This window comes from Allosphingosinicella sp. (assembly GCF_059502505.1).
Genome location: NZ_JCACEU010000014.1, coordinates 822369 through 840979 on the forward strand (window position 1 = coordinate 822369; position 18611 = coordinate 840979).

An 18611-nucleotide genomic window follows, 5' to 3' on the forward strand; every position below is an offset into this window, starting at 1 on the left:
CATGACCAACGTAGACGAGGACAGGAAGGGCGCGTCCGCCAAAGGCGTGCTTGCCGCCGCACTTCTGGGTGTTTTGCTGACGGCCAGTCCAGCCGCTGCGGCCGGTGAGCGCTCCTTTGAAGCGGCGCTCGGAGACTTCCGAAAGCTGCATCGCGCCGAGATGCGGCGGGCCGGGATCGTCGGGAGCAGTTTCTACGCCGTGCGCGACGGGCGCACCGTCGCCGCCGATCATCTCGGCGAGCAGGACGCGGATGCGCGCGTGCCGGTCGATGCGCAGACGATCTATCACTGGGCGTCGATCACCAAGACGATGACCGGAATCGCGATCATGCAGCTGCGTGATCGCGGGCTGCTGTCGCTGGACGATCCGATCGTACGCTACGTGCCGGAGCTTCGCGCCGTGCATAACCCGTTCGGCAATACGGACGCGATCACGATCAGGCATCTGATGAGCCACAGCGCCGGCTTCCGCGGGGGCACATGGCCCTGGCGCGACCAGGAGTGGCAGCCGTTCGAGCCGCCCGGCTGGGCTCAGCTGGAGGCGATGCTTCCCTATACGGAGGTCCAGTTCCGCCCCGGCACCCGCTTCAGCTACTCCAATCCCGGCATCGTCTATCTTGGGCAGGTAATCGAGCGGCTGTCGGGTGAGGATTTCGAAGTCTATGTCGACAAGAACATCCTGAAGCCGCTCGGCATGCATGCCAGCTATTTCGACCGCACGCCGCCGCATCTGCTCCGGCATCGCTCGCACAGCTATTACATTCGCGACGGCAAACGCGTTGATGCGCCTTTCGATGTGGATACCGGCGTGACGGTCTCCAACGGCGGCCTCAACGCGCCCATGCCGGACATGGCCAGATATCTGGCCTTCCTGCTCGGAGATCCGAAGCGTCAGGCCGAATATGACCTCGTCCTCAGGCGGTCCTCGCTCGAAGAAATGTGGCGTCCGCAGATCGTCGCCGGCGCGGACTTCACCCAGGGGCGGATGGCGGAGACGACGCAGAGCGGCCTGTCCTTCTTCGTCGATCGGGACGGGCCGGTCCGCTTCATCGGCCACAATGGTGACCAGAATGGGTTCCGCGCCTATCTGAGCCTCTGCCCCGACCAGCGGGCCGGCAGCCTGCTTGCGTTCAACACCGAGACGCGCGGGGTGCGCAACGATCCCTCCAACCGCGACACCGCCGAGTCCCGCATCGCACTGGCAACCGGCCGATTGTGCGCGGCGCTGGCGCGCTGAACGCGCGCCTCATGGTCGTAGGATCGTGCGGCTCCTGGCGTTCGCATCGACGGCGGCGCGGCTGAACAGCATCGGCTGCAGCTCGCCCTGGATCCACGGCTCGTAGAGGTCGCGATAGTGCGGCGAGCGCGGGTCGTTCGACTGGCCCGGCAGGTTGAGCATCAGCGAATTGTCCCAGGCGCCGACGTCGATCACCTGCAGGTAGCTGGCGCCGCCACTGACGTTCCATCCGGAACCCCCGCGCACCCAGCGCGCCATGACGGTGAAGGAATCGCCACCCGATCCCTCGCCCTCGATCGGCGGGAAGGCTGCGGCGATGGACGGGATGCGCGACAATGGATGCGCGATCCGCACCTGGTGCAGCGTTCCCCAGCGCCACGCGGCGGGGTCAGGCCCCAGCTGTTCGCGCGCCGACGCCCAGGCGGCGCTCAGCGCGGAGTCGAACAAGGCATCGCGTGCCGCGGCGGGATCCGGGCCGAGCCGCTGGTCGGGACGGGCCAGCAGCCCCAGCAGCACCGACGGGGCGATCTCGTCCACCAGCTCCCGCCCCCTCTCGGGCACGATGGCAGCCAGCATGCGGGTGCCAAGCTCGCGCCACAGGATCTCGTACAAGGCGGCCGCCCCGCTATCGGCTTCGAGCCGCGCATCCCAGCCCCGCAGCATCGCGATCGCCGGTTGCGCTCCGGCCGACCCTTGCGCGGGCAGGAGCGCGAGGAGCTGCCGCGCGGGCGTGGACAGGGTGTCGTTGAGTAGCGTGATGCTGTCGGCAATGCCGTGCCGCGGCTGCGTGGAGAGGATGTCGGCGATCCGCTGATAGCGATAGGGGTCTCGGAAGGAGAAAGCGGGAATGCGGTCGCGCGGCCAGTCCGACGGGAGGTTGTTCTGGTTGGCCGATGCGAACCAGCCCTTGGCCGGATTATATTCGCTCGGCAGCGCCCGGAAGTCGCGCACGCCCGTCCAGTCGTAGCGCCCGTCGCCCGGCACCGGCATGAGGCCCTCGCCCTTGCGGCGCACCGGCACGAAGCCGATCACCTGCCAGCCATGATTGCCGTCCACGTCGGCATAATGGAAGTTGGTGGGGGAGGGATGGAACCGGAAGGCGTCGCGCAGGCTCGCCCAGTCGCGCGACAGGTTGATCGCGATCATGGCGAAGGCACCGCTGGCGCCAGGCTGCAGCTCGACCGCCGCCAGTGCGGTGGCGCGGCGCCGTGCGGGATCGTGAGAGAGCACCGGCCCCTGCACCGCATAGCGGAGCGTCACGGCCTTCGGCGGCGCGTCCTTCACCGGCACGGAGATCTCGACCCGATCGAAGCGCTTCCAGCTGTCGCCGTGACGATAGCGCTCCGCATCCTCGGGATGCAGCTCCAGGACGAACAGATCCTCCTGGTCGATATGGAAGTTGGTGCGGCCGAAGGCGAAGCGGTCCGTATGGCCCTGCATGATTCCGGGCAGGCCGGGAGACCCGCCGCCGATCACGTCCAGCCCGGGCGCGCTGAGATGGGCGACGTGGCGCGGGCCGAAGCCGCCGATCCCGAGATGTGGATCGTTGGCGAGGATCGGCCGACCGGTCGTGGTCCGTTCGGGCCCTACGGTCCAGGCATTGCTGCCGGCATTGGCGCGGTCATCTGCGTTCGCGGCGGGATCGGACGGGTCGGGGCTTGGGACGATCGAGCCGAAGGGCAGCCCGCCCAGCCGCGCCACCCCGAGGTCCGCCTCCGACACTGCCGCGGCGTCGAGCCCTTCCGGCACGCTGAGCGGCCAGGCGGGACGGAGCGGCGCGATCACTGCGTCCATCTCCAGCAGACCCAGCCCTGCCAGCCTGGCACGGCGGATCTCGTCGTCGACATTGCCGATCTGCACGCCCCGTGCCAGCACGAACTCCCGCACGTCCCATTTCAGCGGACGGACGCCGAGGATGGAATATTCCAGCGGCAGCAGGGCAGGGTCGGCCAGCACCTCGTCGATGCGTGCATTGATCCCGGCGACATAGGCGCGCGCGCAATCGACGATATGGGGGGGGACCCGCGCCAGTTCCTCGTCCAAGTCGCCGCGATAGTGGAACAGCCGCGCCACGCCGTCATGCGCAGCGAAGTCCGGGCCGAAAGCCTCCGCCAGCCGCCCCAGCTCGCGGCGGTGCGAAAGATCGATCTGAAACAGCCGGTCGCGCGCGACCACATAACCCTGGCCGAAGAAGGCATCGGGGATCGATCCGGCGCGGATATGTGGAACCCCATAGGGATCATCGACGATCTCGATCGGCGCCGACAGGCCGGCGGCGGCCAGCTGGCGCGTCCGAGAGAGGGCTATTTGCTCCGTCGTTTGGCAGCCGGCGGACAGCAGCGCCATGGTCGCGGCGGAGCCGAGCAGAAAGCGGCGACGATTGAGCATCGGCAATATCTCCCGTCGGTGACGCGATCAGGCTAGCGCCACGCGATTGGATGCGCCGCATGACAAGCGCGGGGGCAACCATAAGGAGAGGCTATGGCCGCGCCCGTTCAACCTGCGCCGCCCGCCATCTCTAGGAGCGCGGTCCATTCATCGTCGCACACGGGCGAGACGGAGAGGCGCGACTGCCGCAGCATCTCGAGCCTGGCGAGGCGCGGGTCGGCCTTCATGGCCGCGAGCGTCACAGGTTTGGCAAGCGGTGCCACCGGCTCGACGGCGACGGAGGTCCAGTTCGCGTCCTTCGGATCGGGGGCGCCTCCGCGGGCGATGCGCATGATGCCGACCGCCGCCTTGTCGGCGCCGCTATGATAGAAGAGCAGCTCGTCTCCCACTTTCATGGCCCGGAGGTGGAGACGCGCGGCCGGGTTGCGCACGCCGTCCCATTCGGTGCCACCGTCGCGGACGAGATCGTGCCAGCTATAGCTGCCCGGTTCCGACTTCATCAGCCAATAGGCCATGCTGCTCCTCCCAACAGGAGCATAGATTTTCCGGGCGCGACGCGCCACATGGAGTCCATGCCGTCGCGTCTGCTCTTGCTCCCTCTCTTCATCCTCGCCGGCTGCGGCGAGGCGGTGAAGGACGATCATTTCGCCGCAGACCTCAAAGCGGAAGGTGAAGCGTCGCCGGTCATCCCCGGCGCGGTGCCGGTGCGGATCGGCGAACTCGGGCCGAATTTCGACGCCTGCGCAACCGCCGCCACGACCCGACACCTGGCGGCCGGAGCGCCGCTCCAGGTCCGTGCGGCGCCCTACGACGCGGCGGCGGAGGCGGGAGCGATACCCGGCGGCACGCAATTCTTCGTGTGCACTCGCTCCCACGATCAGCGGTGGATGGGGGTGGTCTATGCCGAAGACGGCACGCTCGCCGCCACCTGCGGCGTGTCCTCGCCTGTGACCGGCCGCCGGGACTATGAAGGTCCGTGCCGCTCCGGCTGGGTCTCGAGCGCGTTCGTCAAGCTCATCGCAGGCTGAACTGCGGAAATCAGCTCAAGCACTTGAATTAGCAGCAAATCATTCTCTACCACCTTGATGAAGAACGAGATTTGCGGGTTTGTTCCTCCAGTCGTCGCTGACTCCGTTCGACTCAGCGCGACTTATCCACAGTTGCGTTGACTCTTAACCATGAGTCACCGATCTGCAGTTCAGCACTGAGCGGGAGCGAGTTCCGGGCGCCGATGTAAGGCGGGAACGAGCGAGACGGGGGGCGACGGGATAGCGGATCTGCATCCCCATACAGCCAACCGCATAGACTAGAGAACAGATGAACCGACTTGTTCGCGCCGGCGGCATTGCCGCGGCTGTAGCCCTTGCCTTGCCTTTCGCAGCCACCGATCCCTCCGCCGCCGGCGAGGTCGATGGCATTGCGACCGCTTCCTATCTCGATCACGCTGCGGCCGAGATCGACGACGAGACGGCGGAAGAGCTGGCCCAGGCTGCGAACGATGTCGTTGCCTTCGCGCAGAAGACGGCGCCCCGCCCGCGCTCGCTGAACGAGATGGTCGAGCAGCTCGCCGCGGCCGAGGTTCCCGACGAGGAGCAGCATTGCCTGGCCGGAGCGGTCTATTTCGAAGCGCGCGGCGAGTCGATCGAGGGGCAGCTCGCGGTCGCCGAGGTCGTTCTCAACCGGCAGGCTTCCAAGAAATATCCCGACACCATCTGCGCGGTCGTGAAGCAGCCCTGGCAATTCTCGTTCGTGAAGAACGGCAAGTTCCCGGAGATCGACGAGGACAGCAAGGCCTGGAGCAAGGCCGTCGCCGTCGCCCGCATCGCCCGCGAAAAACTCGACCAGAAGCTCTCCACCGACGTCCTCTGGTATCACGCCGACTATGTCGCTCCCGTCTGGCGCAAGGCGCTCGACCGCGAGGACAAGATCGGCCTCCACATCTTCTACAGCTAATCCTTTCTCCCCGGCGCTCCGGGAAGGATTTATCGAGCGCTGAGCCTAGCTGTCGAAGCCGAGGCGGGCGGCGATGGCGGCGGGCTCCTCGGGTGCGAGCGCGCCGCGGCGCGCGCGGCCGCGGTGCTTGATGCGGATGCGGATGTCCTTCTCGATCACCGTCAGCGGCGAGGGCGTGATTGGGCAGACCAGGTTCCGGATCGGCAGCCGGTCCCGCCACTTGCGGCGCATGTGGTACCAGGCCTGCTTGTAGCCGCCCCCCAGATTGATCACCGGCCGGCTGTGATGCACCGCCGGCGCGTCGACTACCCAGGTCGTGCAGCCCGCCGAGGCCGCGATCTGGATGATGTCCGCCGCATAGAGGTGGAAGCCGGGCATGGTCTCATCGAAACGCAGGCCGGGCGCGGTCCTGATCAGCAGGATCATCTCGTCGAGGGTCTCGACCTTAGCCGGAAGGCCGCCGTCGCCGCCGATCACATCGCCGACGCCGGTCGACCAGACGCGTCCATGAAGCACGCCCTCCTTGTCTGCGCCTACCACGCCCGCCACCGCCCAGTCGGGGGCAATCTCGTCGAGCTGGCGCAGGGCCGCGTCGAGCTTCGCAAGATAGCCGCGCGGCAGATAGACGTCCTGATGCACCAGGATGAGGATCTCGGCGTTGGTCTCCTCCAGAGCGCGATTGTAGGCGGCGGCGGCGGAGCGAAAGCCCTCATAGGTGCGCAGGCTGAGGGCGCCCGAGGCGATGTCGGGCGAGGCGGACAGGCACTGGTGCAGCACCGCATGGTCGTTGACGGCGGCGGCGGCGGCAAATCTCGGCTTCATGTTCAGATTTCGCCCTTTTCGGCGGCGTCGAGAAAGGTCTCGATATCGTTGGAGAGGAGGTGGGGCATGGCGCCGGCGATGCGCTCCTCCGGCCAGTCCCACCAGCTGAGCGCCAGCAGGCGCTCGATAACGGGGGCGGGAAAGCGCGGGCGGACCTCCACGGCGGGATTGCCGGCGACGATCATGTAGGGCGGCACGTCGCGGCTGACCACCGCGCGGGCGCCGATCACGGCGCCGTCGCCGATCGTCACGCCCGACAGGATCATCGCCTCGCGCGCGACCCAGACGTCGTTGCCGATCACGACATCGCCCTTGCTGTGGGGATGGCCGGTGAAGTGCGAGAAGCGGCGGTCGATGGCGCTGAACGGGTAGGTCGTCACCCAGTCGAGCCGGTGATTGCCACCCAGCATGACCTGCGCGCCGCGGGCGAAGGAGCAATAATTGCCGACCGTGAGCGTGGTGCCTTCGCCGAACTCGACGACGTTGAGGTCGCCATAGCTGCCGCGGCCGATCCGGTGCTGCCGATAGCGATCGGCGAGGAACGGCCTCTTGCGCTGTCCGCCGCGCAGCCTCGAGAGCAGTCCCATCCTTAAACCCTCTTCATCCGCAGGGCGGGAATCATCGCCGTTAGTTTGTTGCGAACGTCTTTCGGCAAGGTGACGAAGCCCAGGCCGGCGGCAGCGAGCAGCAGCAGGGTGGCTACGCCCAGCCAGAGCGGCTCGAACGGATCGCTGATCCTGTGGAGGAGGGCAGCCAGGAGGAGCAAGCCCAGGTTCGCGAAAAGCAGTTCGAAGCCGGTGAAGCGCCGGTCGGCGGACCAGGCGAGCAGGACCAGGTCGACGAAGCACCGCACGACGAACATGATCGCGCAGCCGATGATGCCGTAGAGCTTCATCGCGAAGTAGAGGCCGAGCAGATAGGGCGGCACCTGCGCGAGCAGGATCAGCGCCACCCGGCTCGGCTGTCCTCTTGCCTGGAGACGGGTGAAGGGAACGAGCGCGAAGGCATTGATCCAATAGCCGATCAGCAGCAGCCGCCCGACCGGCGCGGCCTGGCTGCCGATATCGTGGCCGACCCACAGCTCAAGGAACGGACCTATCAGCAGCACGCCGCCGAGCACCGGCAGCGTCACCAGGGACGCCAAGGTGCGGAAGGCGAGGGCGCCGAGGCGCTTCTGCTCGTCGGGCGGTGCGGCCGACAGCCTCGGGAACAAGGCCGTCGTGAGCGACGACGGAATGATTGCGATGCGCTGCGCCAGCTGGAATGGAATTGCGTAAACGGTGACGGCGACGGCGCCGAGGACCGCGCCGATCAGGAAGCGGTCGGTGACGACCAGCATCGCGCCGACGAAGGACGTGACGGAGACCCAGCCGCCGAAGCTCAGCAACTCCCTGATCCGTGCCTTCTCGACCCGGATCGGATGCCCCCGCGTCAGCTCGGCATGGCAGAGCACCCAGAGGATGGCGATCGCGACCAGACGCGCGGCAAGGGCGGCGAGCAGGAGCCGCGGCAGGTAAGGCCCCATCGTCCATGCGACCCCCAGCGGGAAGAGCTGGAACAGCACGGTCGAGGTGACCGAGATGGAGTTGGTGCGGAGGAACTGCTCGCGGCCCTGCAGCGCGCCCGTCATCACTCCTGTCATGGTCGCGACCGGCACCGTCATCGCCAGGAACGGCACGCCGGCAACGATCTCCGGCCGGATCGCTGGGTCGACCTTGAAGATGTGGGTGAAGAACCAGTCGGCGGCCGCCCACAGCAGGAGCGCGCCGACGATCCCCATGCCGAGATTGACGACGATCGCCGTCCACAAGGTCGTCGCCCGCTCCTCGGCCGGCGCGTCGCAAAGCGCAGCGATGCGGAAGGCCGTCGCGCGGCCGAGGCCTAGGTCGAACAGCCCCAGATAGCCGAGCATCAGCCAGGCGATCGCCAGCACGCCGTAGCGGTCCGGCCCGACCAGCTTGAGGTAGATGGGAACGGTGACGAGCGAAAGGAGCAGCGGAATGGCGGCACCGGCCAGATTATAGCCGGCGTTCCGCCCGATGCTCTTGCCGCCCCGTCCCAAGTCGCGCCCGCCCCGAAAATCCAGCCCGCTGCGCCCGCGTTCGGCGGAGCATAGCGGACAGAAATCAATCCGCGGGCTAACTAGCGCGAACTATGCGATTTCCCTAGTGGGTTCGAGGCGCTGTCTCATTCCAGCTCGAACGTGACGGTGAGGTTGACGGAAACCGTCTGCTCGCCGGGATCGATCTTCGAGGCTGCGTCCGCGACCATGCCGCGTGCTTCCTGCATCATCGGGCGCGGATAGGGCTGGAAGGGCGTTCCGCTCTCGCTGACGGAGAGGATGCGAGTCACGCGCTTGCCGAGCTGGCGCGCATACATGGCGGCCCGGGCCTGAGCGGTGCGGAGCGCAGCGGCGCGGGCCTCGTCCATTGCTTCCTCCGGCTTGTCGAGCATCAACATCGGCCCGTTGATCTGGTTGGCGCCCTCGGCGACGAGGGCGTCGAGGATGCGGCCGGTATTGGCGATGTCCCGAAAACGGACCGAGACCTCGTTACCCGCGCGATAGCCGGTGAGGACCGGTGCCTGGTTCTCCACGTAGCGATATTCGGGGCTCAGATTGATCGAGCTGGTCTGGATGTCGCGATCGGCAATGCCGGCGCGCTTCAGCGCCGCCCGCACGCGCTCCATCCGCTGAGCATTCTGCTGGATCGCGGCAGTCGCGGTCGGCGCCTGCGTGACCACGCCGGCGCTGATCCGCGCGACGTCCGGCACGCGCGTCACCTCACCGGCCGCGACCACGTCGAGCCGAGTTCCGTCCAGCAAGGTTGCCGCCGGCTGGGCCGCCGCTGCAGCCGGGATTGCCATTGCCGCCAGCAGACCGGCGGCCATCATCGTCCTCAACATTCTTCTTCTCCCACGCTTACCATTGCGCCGATGCGCATTCCGTACGCTACAACATGCCGGCCCCTGCACCGTTGCTGAACGTTACGGCTGCGGATCAGCGCCGCCGCAACAGCAGGCGGTAGATCCAGAGGATGACGATGGCACCGATGGTGGCCGCGATGAAACCGCCAGCCTGTCCTTGCGTATACCAGCCCACCGCATTGCCGACGAAGCCGGCGAGCAGCGCGCCAGCAATGCCCAAAATGATGGTGACGATGCAGCCGCCGGGGTCTTTCCCCGGCATGATCAGCTTGGCGAGCGCGCCGGCGAGCAACCCGATGATGATCCAGCCGAGAAAGCCATATGTTTCCAGCATTGAAGGTCCTTTCTTGCTCCCCACATACGCTCAGCCCCGCGAACGTGCCGTTTGTCGAAAGAAAGCCGCTTTCCGTGGAAAATGGCTCCCTCTTCGTGTAGAGCAGGCCTTGGTCGGGGGCGAGCCGCGAAATTTAGTCTCTTGAGGCTGGTGACTTATTCTCGTAATACAGTCTCCGGCGCGGCGCTGCCGCTATGCGGTGATTAGGGAAGATGAAGACGATGAACTTCGAAACCACTGGCTGGCGGCGCGGCTCCCTCGAGGGGGAGGTCGTCGATGACGTGCTGGTCGATCGCAAGCGCCGGCGCACGCGCCTGATCATCGCCGTCATCGCCCTGGTGGCCCTCGCGGCGGCCGCCTTCTTCATGTTCGGCGGCAGCGGCGAGAAGGCTGCTCCGGCCGGCGCGCCCAAGGGCGGGGCGGCGACCGCGCCGAGCGTCACCGTCGTCGTGCCGGGCCGTCAGCAGGTCGCGCGTACCATCTCCGCGACCGGCACGCTCGCCGCGCGCGTCGACATGCCGGTCGGCGTGTCGGGCGAGGGCGGCATGGTGACGCGGGTGCTCGTCCAGCCGGGCCAGTGGGTTGGCGCCGGCGCGACGCTCGCCGTGATCGAGCGTTCGGTCCAGTCGCAGCAGGCCCAGTCGCTCGCCGCCTCGATCGAGGTTGCGCGGGCCGACGCGCGCCTTGCGCAGCAGGAGCTGGAGCGCGCGCAGGCGCTGGTCTCCCGCGGCTTTGTTTCCAAGGCCGACGTCGAGCGCCGCATCGCCACCCGCGATGCCGCAAACGCACGCGTCCGGGTCGCCCAGGCGCAGCTCGGCGAGACGCGCGCCCGTATCGGCCGCCTCGACATCCGGGCGCCTGCCGCAGGTCTCGTTCTCGATCGCAACGTCGAGCCGGGTCAGGTCGTGAGCCCGGGCTCCGGCGCGCTCTTCCGGATCGCGCAAGGCGGCCAGATGGAAGTTCTCGCGCAGCTGCCGCAGGGCGATCTCGCGCTCATCCGTCCGGGTATGCCCGCAACGGTTACGCCGGTCGGCTCGAACGAGACGGTGCAGGGCTCGGTCTGGCAGGTGTCGCCGATCATCGATCCGCAGAGCCGCCAAGGCGAGGCGAGGGTCGCGGTCCCATACAGCCCGGCGCTGCGTCCGGGCGGCTTCGCCTCCGCGGCGATCGTCGCCGGCTCGACGGAGGCGCCTTTGCTGCCGGAATCGGCGGTGCTGAACGATGCGCGCGGCAGCTATGTCTATGTCGCCGGCGCCGACAATGTCGTGCAGCGGCGCCCCGTCCGGGTCGGCTCCGTGACCGACAAGGGCGTCGTCATCACCGAGGGCCTGAGCGGGAACGAACGGGTCGTGCTGTCGGCCGGCGCCTTCCTCAACCCCGGGGACAAGATCCGGCCTCAGCGGGCGAGCGCCCGCTGAGCGCCATTGGAGTGACTGACCATGCGTAACATTTCCAGCTGGGCGATTCGCAACCCGGTCATTCCGCTCGTCCTTTTCGCCGCCCTGACCTTGCTCGGCATCGTCAGCTTCATGCGGATGGACGTGAACAACAATCCGGACATCAGCTTCCCGGCCGCCGACGTCACCGTGTCGCAGCCGGGCGCAGCGCCGTCGGAGCTGGAGACCCAGGTCACCCAGCGTGTCGAGGCGGCGATCCGCGGCATCAACGGCGTCGACGAAATCCAGTCGACGGTCCGTGAGGGCAGCAGCAGCACCTTCGTGCAGTTCGAACTCGGCACGCCGGTCGACCGCGCCGTCAACGACGTCCGCAACGCCATCTCGCAGATTCGCGGCGACCTGCCCGAGGGCATCCTTGAGCCGCGTGTGACCCGCATCGATGCGGACGGCGGCCCGCTTGGCTTCTTCTCCGCCCACACCACCGACATGACGCTCGAGGAACTGAGCTGGTATGTCGACAATGTCGTGAGCAAGCGGCTGCTCAGCGTCGAAGGCATGGCGGCCGTGAGCCGCGGCGGCGGCGTCAATCGCGAGATCCGTGTCATCCTCGATCCGGCCAAGATGCAGTCGCACGGCATCACCGCGGCTCAGGTCAACCAGCAGCTGCGGCTGACCAACGTCGACGCGCCGGGCGGCCGCGCCGAGATCGCGGGCGCCGAGCAGGCGGTGCGCGTGCTCGGCAATGCCGAGAATGCCTATGATCTCAGCCAGAAGCAGGTTTCGGTCGGCGGTGGCCGCACGGTTCGGCTCGCCGACATCGCGACGATCCGCGATGGTCACGCCGAGCAGCGCTCGATGGGCAAGGTCGAAGGCAAGCAGGTCGTCAGCTTCGGCATCGAGAAGGCCAAGGGCTATTCGGAAGTTACAGTCCATGACGAAGTGGTCGCGGAACTGAGGAAGCTCGAGAAGGAGAACCCCAAGGTCACCTTCCAGGAGCGGTTCACTACCGTCGACTACACCAAGGACCAGTATAAGTCCGCCATGGAGGCGCTGATCGAAGGCGCCGTGCTGGCGGTCATCGTCGTGTTCCTGTTCCTTCGCGATTGGCGCGCGACGATCATCTCGGCGATCGCGATCCCGCTGTCGGCGATCCCGGCCTTCTGGTTCATGGACATGTTGGGCTTCACGCTGAACGGCGTCACCCTGCTGGCGCTTAGCCTTGTCGCCGGCGTGCTGGTCGACGACGCGATCGTGGAGATCGAGAATATCGTGCGCCACATGCGGATGGGCAAATCCGCCTATCAGGCCTCGATCGAGGCCGCGGACGAGATCGGCCTTGCGGTCGTCGCGACCACCTTCTCGATTGTCGCGGTGTTCCTGCCCGTCGCTATGATGGACGGCATCATCGGCCAGTATTTCAAGAGCTTCGGCCTCACCATCGTCGTCTCGGTGCTGATGAGCCTTGCCGTCGCGCGCCTCATCACGCCCATGATGGCGGCTTATTTCCTGAAGTCGCACGGTGTCGCCAGCCATGGCGAGGGCTGGGTGATGGATCGCTATATGAGCGTGCTGCGCTGGTCGCTCCGCAATCGCTGGAAGACGATGGGCGTCGGCTTCCTCGCCTTCGCATCGACCATCTTCGCCTTCGCGACGCTGCCGTTCATCGTCTTTCCGAACAGCGACAGTCCGTTCAGCTCGATCTCCGTCGAAATGCCGCCGGGGTCGACGCTGAAGCAGACCGAAGCCGTGGTCGATCAGATCACTCGCATCGTCACCGCCGAGCCGGAAGTGCAGTCCGCATTCGGATCGGTGCAGGTCGGCCGCGCCAGCGTGTATATGACGCTGCGCGAGGACCGCGAGCGCAAGAGCACCGTGTTCGAGCGCGAGACCGCGCCCAAGCTCCAGCAGATCGCCGACGCGCGCGTGTTCTTCCGCAACAATAACGGCTTCGGCGGCAGCCGAGCGGTATCGGTCATGCTGGCCGGCAGCGATCCGAAGCTGCTGGAGGAGACCGCGGCGAAGCTCGTCACCGAGATGAACGCCCTGCCGGAGATTCGCGCTGCGCGGGTGGAGGGCGACCTCAGGCGTCCGGAGATCATGATCACGCCTCGTTTCGATCTGGCCGCCGATCTTGGCGTGACCACGCAGGCGCTCAGCCAGTCGATCCGGATCGCGACGCAGGGCGACATCGACCAGAACAGCGCCAAATTCTCGCTGTCCGACCGCCAGATCCCGATCCGTGTGATGCTGCCCGAGGAATCGCGCACCAGCCTCGCGACCATCGAGAACATGCCGGTGCCGACCACGTCCGGCGGCTCGGTGCCGCTGAAGGTGGTGGCCGACATCAGCTTCGGCGCGGGTGCGACCCAGATCCAGCGCTTCAACCAGGAGCGGCGGATCATGGTCGGCGCCGATATGGCGCCCGGCGTCGTCGAAGTGTTGAGCAAGATCAACCAGCTGCCGACGATGCAGAACCTGCCCCAAGGCGTGAAGCAGGCGGAGTTCGGCGAAGCCGAGATGCAGAAGGAGATGGTCGAGAATTTCGGCATGGCCGTCGTCGCCGGCATCTTCCTCGTCTTCGCGGTGCTGGTGCTGCTCTACAAGCGCATCGTCCCGCCGTTCGTGAACATGGGCTCGCTGCTGCTGGCGCCTTTGGGCGGAGCGATCGCGCTCCATCTCACCGGCCAGGCGATGTCGATGCCGGTGTTCATCGGCATCCTGATGCTGCTCGGCATCGTCGCCAAGAACTCGATCCTGCTGATCGACTTCGCCATCGAGGAGATGGATAAAGGCGTGCCGAAGGACGAGGCGATCGCGGATTCCGGCCATAAGCGTGCGCAGCCGATCGTCATGACGACGGTGGCGATGGTCGCGGGCATGATCCCGACCGCGCTGGCGCTCTCCGGCGACGGCAGCTTCCGTCAGCCGATGGGCATCGTGGTGATCGGCGGCCTGATTCTGTCGACTGTGCTTACGCTGGTGATCGTGCCGGCAGGCTTCAGCCTCGCCGACAGCTTCGAGCGCTGGATCGCGCCCAAGTTCGGCCGCATCCTCACCTACCGTCCCGAGGATCGGCCGACCGCTCCTCAGCCTGCCGAGTGAACCAAAGCCGGCCGGGCGCTTTGACACAGGCATGAGCCTGTCCAAGCCGTCCGGCCGCTTCCTCCTTCCGGTCCTCGTCCCGTGAAGCTGTCGCTTGCGGCCTTCAATCCGGCCCAGGGCGGGGTGCGGGGAATGCGGATCATCGCAACCGGCATGCTGGTGCTGATGGCGGCGATCTTCCTCGTCGCCGGCCGCTATGACGACGCCTACCCCGCCTGGGGCTTCGTCCGCGCCTTTGCCGAGGCGGCGATGGTGGGCGGCCTCGCCGACTGGTTCGCGGTGACGGCCCTGTTCCGCCATCCGCTCGGCCTGCCGATCCCGCACACCGCTATCATCCCGCGCAACAAGGACCGCATCGGCAACACGCTCGCCTTGTTCCTGAAGGACAATTTCCTCACTCCCTCCGTGGTCGCGCGGCGGATGCGCGGCATCGACGTCGCCGGAGCGGCCGGACGCTTCCTGGCAAGCCCACCCGGTGAGGGTCGGCTACGCGAAGGTGCGTCACGCCTGGTCGCGGACATACTCGAGGCGCTCGACGAAGAGCGGCTCGGCGGCATGGTGAAGGGCGCCGTCGCCGGCCGGATGCGGGCGATGGAGGCTTCCCCCATGCTCGGGCAGAGCATGGAGGCGGCGATCGACGAGGACCGCCACATCCCGATCCTCGACGGGCTGATCACCTGGGCGGGACGAACGCTCGACGCCAACGAGGCCATGATCCGCGGCATGGTCAGCCAGCGCGCGAATTGGGTGATGAAGCTCGCCGGGCTCGACGAGAAGCTGTCCAACGGCATCATCGACGGCCTGAGGCGGCTCACCATCGACATGGCAGTCGACACCAACCACCCGCTCCGCCTCAAGGCGGAGGAGGGCATGGCGGACCTCGCCTGGAAGCTGCAGCATGACCCCGAGCTGCGCCTCAAGGTCGAGGAGATGAAGAACGAGATCATCGCCAACAAGGCGGTCACCGACTGGATCGACGGCCTCTGGGAGAAGGCGCGCGCCGGCCTGCTCAAGGCCGCCCGCGATCCGGACGCCACCATGGCCGGCAAGTTCGGCGACGCCATTCGGCAGCTCGGGGCGACGCTGCAGCAGGACGAGCATCTCAAGGCGACGATCAACAAGTTCGCCCGCCGCGCCGTGGTCGGCGTCGTCGCTGCTTATGGCAGCGGCATCGTCGCCCTGGTTTCCGACACGATCCGCGGCTGGGACGCGCGCACCATCACCGGCCGCCTCGAAGCCGCCGTCGGTCGTGACCTCCAATATATCCGCATCAACGGCACCCTCGTCGGCGGCCTCGTCGGGCTGCTGATCCACAGCATCGAAGTCTGGACTTGAGCTTCGCCATTCGGGAGGGGAGCCTTCAGGATACCGCCGAAATGGCGCGGCTGGTGCGGGAGCTCGGCTACAAGACTTCCGAAAACGACCTTGCCGAAAGGCTGCCGCCGCTGATCGACCGCGGGCTTCCGCCGCTGGTGGCGGAGGAGGGGCAACTCATCGGCTGCCTCACCATGAGCATCACCCATGTCTTGCATCGACCGCGCCCGGTCGGCCGGATCAGCATGTTGGTCGTCACCGAGGCCGCACGGGGGCGAGGCGTGGGCAGGGCGCTGGTCCAGGTGGCAGAGGCGTGGCTGGCGGAGCGCGGCTGCGGCATTATCGAGGTCACGAGCAATGTCAGGCGCGAGCGCGCCCATGCTTTCTACCAGCGGCTCGGCTACGAGCGGACGAGCTTTCGCTTCGGCAAGACCCTCTCTTCCTCTTGATCGGCGTGCGATTTGCGCCTTTGCTGCGCGCTCAACAGGGGAAGATTGCCATGAAGCTCGCCAGCCTTTTCGCTGCCACCGCCGCTCTTGCGCTTGCCGCGCCCGCTTTCGCTCAGGCCCAGCCCGCTGCTCCGGCGGCGCAGCCGGAGGCGGTCACCGTCATTCACGCCGGCACCCTGCTCGCCGTCCCCGGCAGCGCCCCGCGCCGCAATGCCAGCGTCATCGTCCGCGGCCGCCGCATTGCCGAGGTGCGCGACGGCTTCGTCGACGTGCCAGGCGCGCGGGTGGTCGACCTCAGGACGAGCACCGTGCTGCCGGGCCTGATCGACAGCCACGTCCACCTGTCAGGCCTCAAGGACCGCCTTCAGCGCCGGCTCGAGGCGAACAGCCGCGATTATGAGGACGAAGCCTATACCGCGCTGCTCAACGGACGGGAGACGCTGCTCGCCGGCTTCACAACTGTACGGGATCTCGGCGCCGACGGTCCGACCATCACGACGTTGCGCGACGTGATCAATGCCGGCCAGTTCGCCGGCCCCAGCATCGTCGCGGCGGCCCGCAGCGTATCGGTGACCGGCGGCCATGGCGACGTGAACGGCCTCAACCGCGATCTCGACGCGGTATTCGCGCCGCGCGCGACCAACACCTGCAACGGCGCAGACGATTGCCGCCGCGCCACTCGCGAGCAGATTTCCGCCGGCGCCGACGTGATCAAGATCGCCGCCACCGGCGGGGTGCTTTCCAACGTGCCGGGCGGGCTCGCCCAGCAGATGATGGACGACGAGATGCAGGCGGTGGTGCGCACGGCGAAGACCTTTGGCCGCAAGGTTGCCGCGCACGCGCACGGTGTAGACGGCGTCAACGGCGCGTTGCGGGCTGGCGTCGACTCGATCGAGCACGGCACCTTCACAAACGACGAGACCTTCCGCCTCTACCGCCAGACCGGCGCCTATTACGTGCCGACCTTGCTCGCGCCGGCGGCGGCGCTACGCGATGGCCAGCGCGGGGCGCTCGCTCCGGCGCAATATCAGAAGGCGCAGGAGGCGGCCGGCAATGCCGAGAAGAGCTTCGCCCGCGCGATCCGCGAAGGCGTCAAGATCGCATTCGGCACCGACAGCGGCGTCAGCCCGCACGGCCAGAACGCGCAGGAGTTCGCGCTGATGGTCAATGCCGGCATGACCCCCGCCGCTGCGATCCGCAGCGCCACGGTGGGCGCCGCCGACCTGCTCGGCCGCTCGGCCAGCATCGGCACGATCGAGCCCGGCAAGGATGCCGACATCATCGCCGTCGCTGGCGATCCTACCGAGAATGTGCGGCTGCTCGAGAATGTCGGCTTCGTCATGAAGCACGGCCGCGTCCACAAACTCGGCGGCGAGCGTCAGCTCACCGACGCGGACTAGCCGTCGCTGGCCCGCTCGATGTCGGCGCCGACGGCCTGGAGCTTCTCCTCGAGCCGCTCGTAGCCGCGGTCGAGGTGGTAGACGCGGTTGACGTGGGTCTCGCCCTCGGCGGCCAAGCCGGCGAGAACCAGGCCCATCGAAGCTCGAAGGTCGGTGGCCATCACAGGCGCGCCGACCAACTTGTCGACGCCGCGCACGACGGCCGAGCGGCCGCGCACGTCGATGTCGGCGCCCATGCGATTCAGTTCCGGCACGTGCATGTAGCGGTTCTCGAAGATCGTCTCGGTCAGCAGGCTGGTGCCGTCGGCGAGGCTCAGCATCGCCATGAACTGCGCCTGCATGTCGGTCGGGAAGGCAGGGAAGGGGGCGGTCGATAGGGACAGCGGCTTGATTCCGCCGTCGGCCGTGACCTTTAGGCCGCCGGCTACGTCTTCGATGATCGCGCCGGCATCCTGAAGTCCGGAAAGGATGGACGGCATCGTCTCCTTGCGGGCGCCGACCAGCTCCAATGAGCCGCCCGTGATCATCGCCGCGCAGGCATAGCTGCCGGCCTCGATACGGTCGGGCATGACCGCATAGGTGGCGCCGTGGAGCTCGGGCACGCCTTCCACCGTCAGAGTGTCGGTGCGCAGCCCCTCGATACGGGCGCCCATCGCGATCAGGCATTTGGCGAGATCGGTGATCTCGGGCTCGCGCGCGGCATTCTCGATCACCGTCGTGCCCTTGGCGAGCACCGCCGCCATCAGCGCGTTCTCGGTCGCGCCGACCGAGACGATCGGGAAGCTGATCGTGCCGCCGACGAGCCCGCCCTTCGGCGCGGTCGCCTTCACGTAACCCGCCGCGATCTCGATCTCGGCTCCGAGCGCTTCCAGCGCCTTCAGATGCAGGTCGACCGGGCGCATGCCAATCGCGCAGCCGCCGGGCAGCGACACGGTGGCCTCACCCGCGCGGGCGAGCAGCGGACCAAGCACGAGGATCGACGCACGCATCTTCCGGACGATGTCGTAGGGTGCGACGGTCGAGCTGATGTTTGACGCACGAAGCGTCATCACCCGGCCGAACTCGTCGGGCTTGGAGCCTTCGATCGTGGTCGAGACGCCAAGTTGATTAAGCAGGTGACCGAAGCTGTCGACGTCGGCGAGGCGCGGCAGGTTTCTCAGCGTCAGCGGCTCGTCGGTCAGCAGCGCGCAGGGGAGGAGGGTGAGGGCGGCGTTCTTGGCGCCCGAGATGCAGATCTTGCCGCTCAGCGGCTTGCCGCCGCGGATGATGATACGGTCCATGTGGAGCTTC

16 protein-coding genes are annotated in these 18611 nt (G+C 67.3%); 8 read left to right on the forward strand and 8 right to left on the reverse strand.

Annotated features, from left to right (window positions below):
* The first annotated feature begins 1 nt into the window (after position 1).
* Complete coding sequence (locus tag AC5JBD_RS06325; RefSeq protein ID WP_495720913.1) at positions 2-1237, forward strand: serine hydrolase domain-containing protein; 1236 nt, start codon at positions 2-4, stop codon at positions 1235-1237.
* 9 nt (positions 1238-1246) lie between these two features.
* Here AC5JBD_RS06325 and AC5JBD_RS06330 read toward each other — a convergent pair whose 3' ends face one another.
* Together AC5JBD_RS06330 and AC5JBD_RS06335 are read right to left on the reverse strand one after the other, a co-directional pair.
* Positions 1247-3625, reverse strand: coding sequence for a penicillin acylase family protein (locus AC5JBD_RS06330; RefSeq protein WP_495720914.1), 2379 nt, complete (start codon positions 3623-3625; stop codon positions 1247-1249).
* 107 nt (positions 3626-3732) lie between these two features.
* The gene (locus AC5JBD_RS06335) at positions 3733-4140 is read right to left on the reverse strand and encodes an EVE domain-containing protein (RefSeq protein WP_495720915.1); all 408 of its coding nucleotides are present in this window, start codon (positions 4138-4140) and stop codon (positions 3733-3735) included.
* 57 nt (positions 4141-4197) lie between these two features.
* Between AC5JBD_RS06335 and AC5JBD_RS06340 the strand changes: the two genes are divergently transcribed.
* Both AC5JBD_RS06340 and AC5JBD_RS06345 read left to right on the forward strand, forming a co-directional pair.
* The gene (locus AC5JBD_RS06340) at positions 4198-4653 is read left to right on the forward strand and encodes a hypothetical protein (protein ID WP_495720916.1); all 456 of its coding nucleotides are present in this window, start codon (positions 4198-4200) and stop codon (positions 4651-4653) included.
* Between the two features lie 289 nt (positions 4654-4942).
* Entirely contained in the window at positions 4943-5578 is a 636-nt protein-coding gene (locus tag AC5JBD_RS06345) for a cell wall hydrolase (protein ID WP_495720917.1), read from the forward strand.
* 45 nt (positions 5579-5623) lie between these two features.
* Here AC5JBD_RS06345 and AC5JBD_RS06350 read toward each other — a convergent pair whose 3' ends face one another.
* From AC5JBD_RS06350 to AC5JBD_RS06370, 5 genes are all read right to left on the reverse strand, one after another.
* Entirely contained in the window at positions 5624-6400 is a 777-nt protein-coding gene (locus AC5JBD_RS06350) for a hypothetical protein (RefSeq protein ID WP_495720918.1), read from the reverse strand.
* Positions 6401-6402: 2 nt separating this feature from the next.
* The gene (locus AC5JBD_RS06355; RefSeq protein ID WP_495720919.1) at positions 6403-6987 is read right to left on the reverse strand and encodes a CatB-related O-acetyltransferase; all 585 of its coding nucleotides are present in this window, start codon (positions 6985-6987) and stop codon (positions 6403-6405) included.
* A 2-nt stretch (positions 6988-6989) separates the two neighbouring features.
* Entirely contained in the window at positions 6990-8462 is a 1473-nt protein-coding gene (locus tag AC5JBD_RS06360) for a flippase (RefSeq protein WP_495720920.1), read from the reverse strand.
* Between the two features lie 125 nt (positions 8463-8587).
* Positions 8588-9304 (reverse strand): SIMPL domain-containing protein, encoded by a 717-nt coding sequence (locus tag AC5JBD_RS06365; RefSeq protein ID WP_495720921.1) that lies wholly within the window; start codon positions 9302-9304, stop codon positions 8588-8590.
* Positions 9305-9398: 94 nt separating this feature from the next.
* On the reverse strand, positions 9399-9659 hold the full coding sequence (locus AC5JBD_RS06370) for a GlsB/YeaQ/YmgE family stress response membrane protein (protein ID WP_495721195.1): 261 nt from the start codon (positions 9657-9659) through the stop codon (positions 9399-9401).
* Between the two features lie 221 nt (positions 9660-9880).
* Between AC5JBD_RS06370 and AC5JBD_RS06375 the strand changes: the two genes are divergently transcribed.
* The 5 genes from AC5JBD_RS06375 (at position 9881) to AC5JBD_RS06395 (ending at position 17321) form a co-directional block, all read left to right on the forward strand.
* Positions 9881-11077 (forward strand): efflux RND transporter periplasmic adaptor subunit, encoded by a 1197-nt coding sequence (locus tag AC5JBD_RS06375; RefSeq protein WP_495721196.1) that lies wholly within the window; start codon positions 9881-9883, stop codon positions 11075-11077.
* A gap of 15 nt (positions 11078-11092) precedes the next feature.
* Positions 11093-14158, forward strand: a complete 3066-nt coding sequence (locus tag AC5JBD_RS06380; RefSeq protein ID WP_495721197.1) for an efflux RND transporter permease subunit — start codon at positions 11093-11095, stop codon at positions 14156-14158.
* 132 nt (positions 14159-14290) lie between these two features.
* Positions 14291-15493 (forward strand): DUF445 domain-containing protein, encoded by a 1203-nt coding sequence (locus AC5JBD_RS06385; protein ID WP_495721198.1) that lies wholly within the window; start codon positions 14291-14293, stop codon positions 15491-15493.
* Positions 15490-15921, forward strand: coding sequence for a GNAT family N-acetyltransferase (locus AC5JBD_RS06390; protein ID WP_495720922.1), 432 nt, complete (start codon positions 15490-15492; stop codon positions 15919-15921). The genes AC5JBD_RS06385 and AC5JBD_RS06390 overlap by 4 nt, the downstream gene beginning before the upstream one ends.
* A gap of 50 nt (positions 15922-15971) precedes the next feature.
* Entirely contained in the window at positions 15972-17321 is a 1350-nt protein-coding gene (locus AC5JBD_RS06395) for a metal-dependent hydrolase family protein (RefSeq protein ID WP_495720923.1), read from the forward strand.
* Here the strand turns inward: AC5JBD_RS06395 and murA are convergent.
* Positions 17318-18601, reverse strand: coding sequence for a UDP-N-acetylglucosamine 1-carboxyvinyltransferase (gene murA / locus AC5JBD_RS06400; protein WP_495720924.1), 1284 nt, complete (start codon positions 18599-18601; stop codon positions 17318-17320). The two genes, AC5JBD_RS06395 and murA, sit on opposite strands and share 4 nt — an antisense overlap.
* Between the last annotated feature and the right edge of the window lie 10 nt (positions 18602-18611).

Excerpts from the sequence above, each read along its gene's own strand:
- AC5JBD_RS06370 (WP_495721195.1), bottom strand. The coding sequence starts at position 9,659 with ATGCTGGAAACATATGGCTTTCTCGGCTGGATCATCATCGGGTTGCTC.
- AC5JBD_RS06375 (WP_495721196.1), top strand. The coding sequence starts at position 9,881 with ATGAACTTCGAAACCACTGGCTGGCGGCGCGGCTCCCTCGAGGGGGAG.
- AC5JBD_RS06325 (WP_495720913.1), top strand. The coding sequence starts at position 2 with ATGACCAACGTAGACGAGGACAGGAAGGGCGCGTCCGCCAAAGGCGTG.
- AC5JBD_RS06340 (WP_495720916.1), top strand. The coding sequence starts at position 4,198 with ATGCCGTCGCGTCTGCTCTTGCTCCCTCTCTTCATCCTCGCCGGCTGC.
- AC5JBD_RS06365 (WP_495720921.1), bottom strand. The coding sequence starts at position 9,304 with ATGTTGAGGACGATGATGGCCGCCGGTCTGCTGGCGGCAATGGCAATC.
- AC5JBD_RS06350 (WP_495720918.1), bottom strand. The coding sequence starts at position 6,400 with ATGAAGCCGAGATTTGCCGCCGCCGCCGCCGTCAACGACCATGCGGTG.
- AC5JBD_RS06335 (WP_495720915.1), bottom strand. The coding sequence starts at position 4,140 with ATGGCCTATTGGCTGATGAAGTCGGAACCGGGCAGCTATAGCTGGCAC.
- AC5JBD_RS06385 (WP_495721198.1), top strand. The coding sequence starts at position 14,291 with ATGCGGATCATCGCAACCGGCATGCTGGTGCTGATGGCGGCGATCTTC.
- AC5JBD_RS06330 (WP_495720914.1), bottom strand. The coding sequence starts at position 3,625 with ATGCTCAATCGTCGCCGCTTTCTGCTCGGCTCCGCCGCGACCATGGCG.
- AC5JBD_RS06345 (WP_495720917.1), top strand. The coding sequence starts at position 4,943 with ATGAACCGACTTGTTCGCGCCGGCGGCATTGCCGCGGCTGTAGCCCTT.
- murA (WP_495720924.1), bottom strand. The coding sequence starts at position 18,601 with ATGGACCGTATCATCATCCGCGGCGGCAAGCCGCTGAGCGGCAAGATC.
- AC5JBD_RS06355 (WP_495720919.1), bottom strand. The coding sequence starts at position 6,987 with ATGGGACTGCTCTCGAGGCTGCGCGGCGGACAGCGCAAGAGGCCGTTC.
- AC5JBD_RS06395 (WP_495720923.1), top strand. The coding sequence starts at position 15,972 with ATGAAGCTCGCCAGCCTTTTCGCTGCCACCGCCGCTCTTGCGCTTGCC.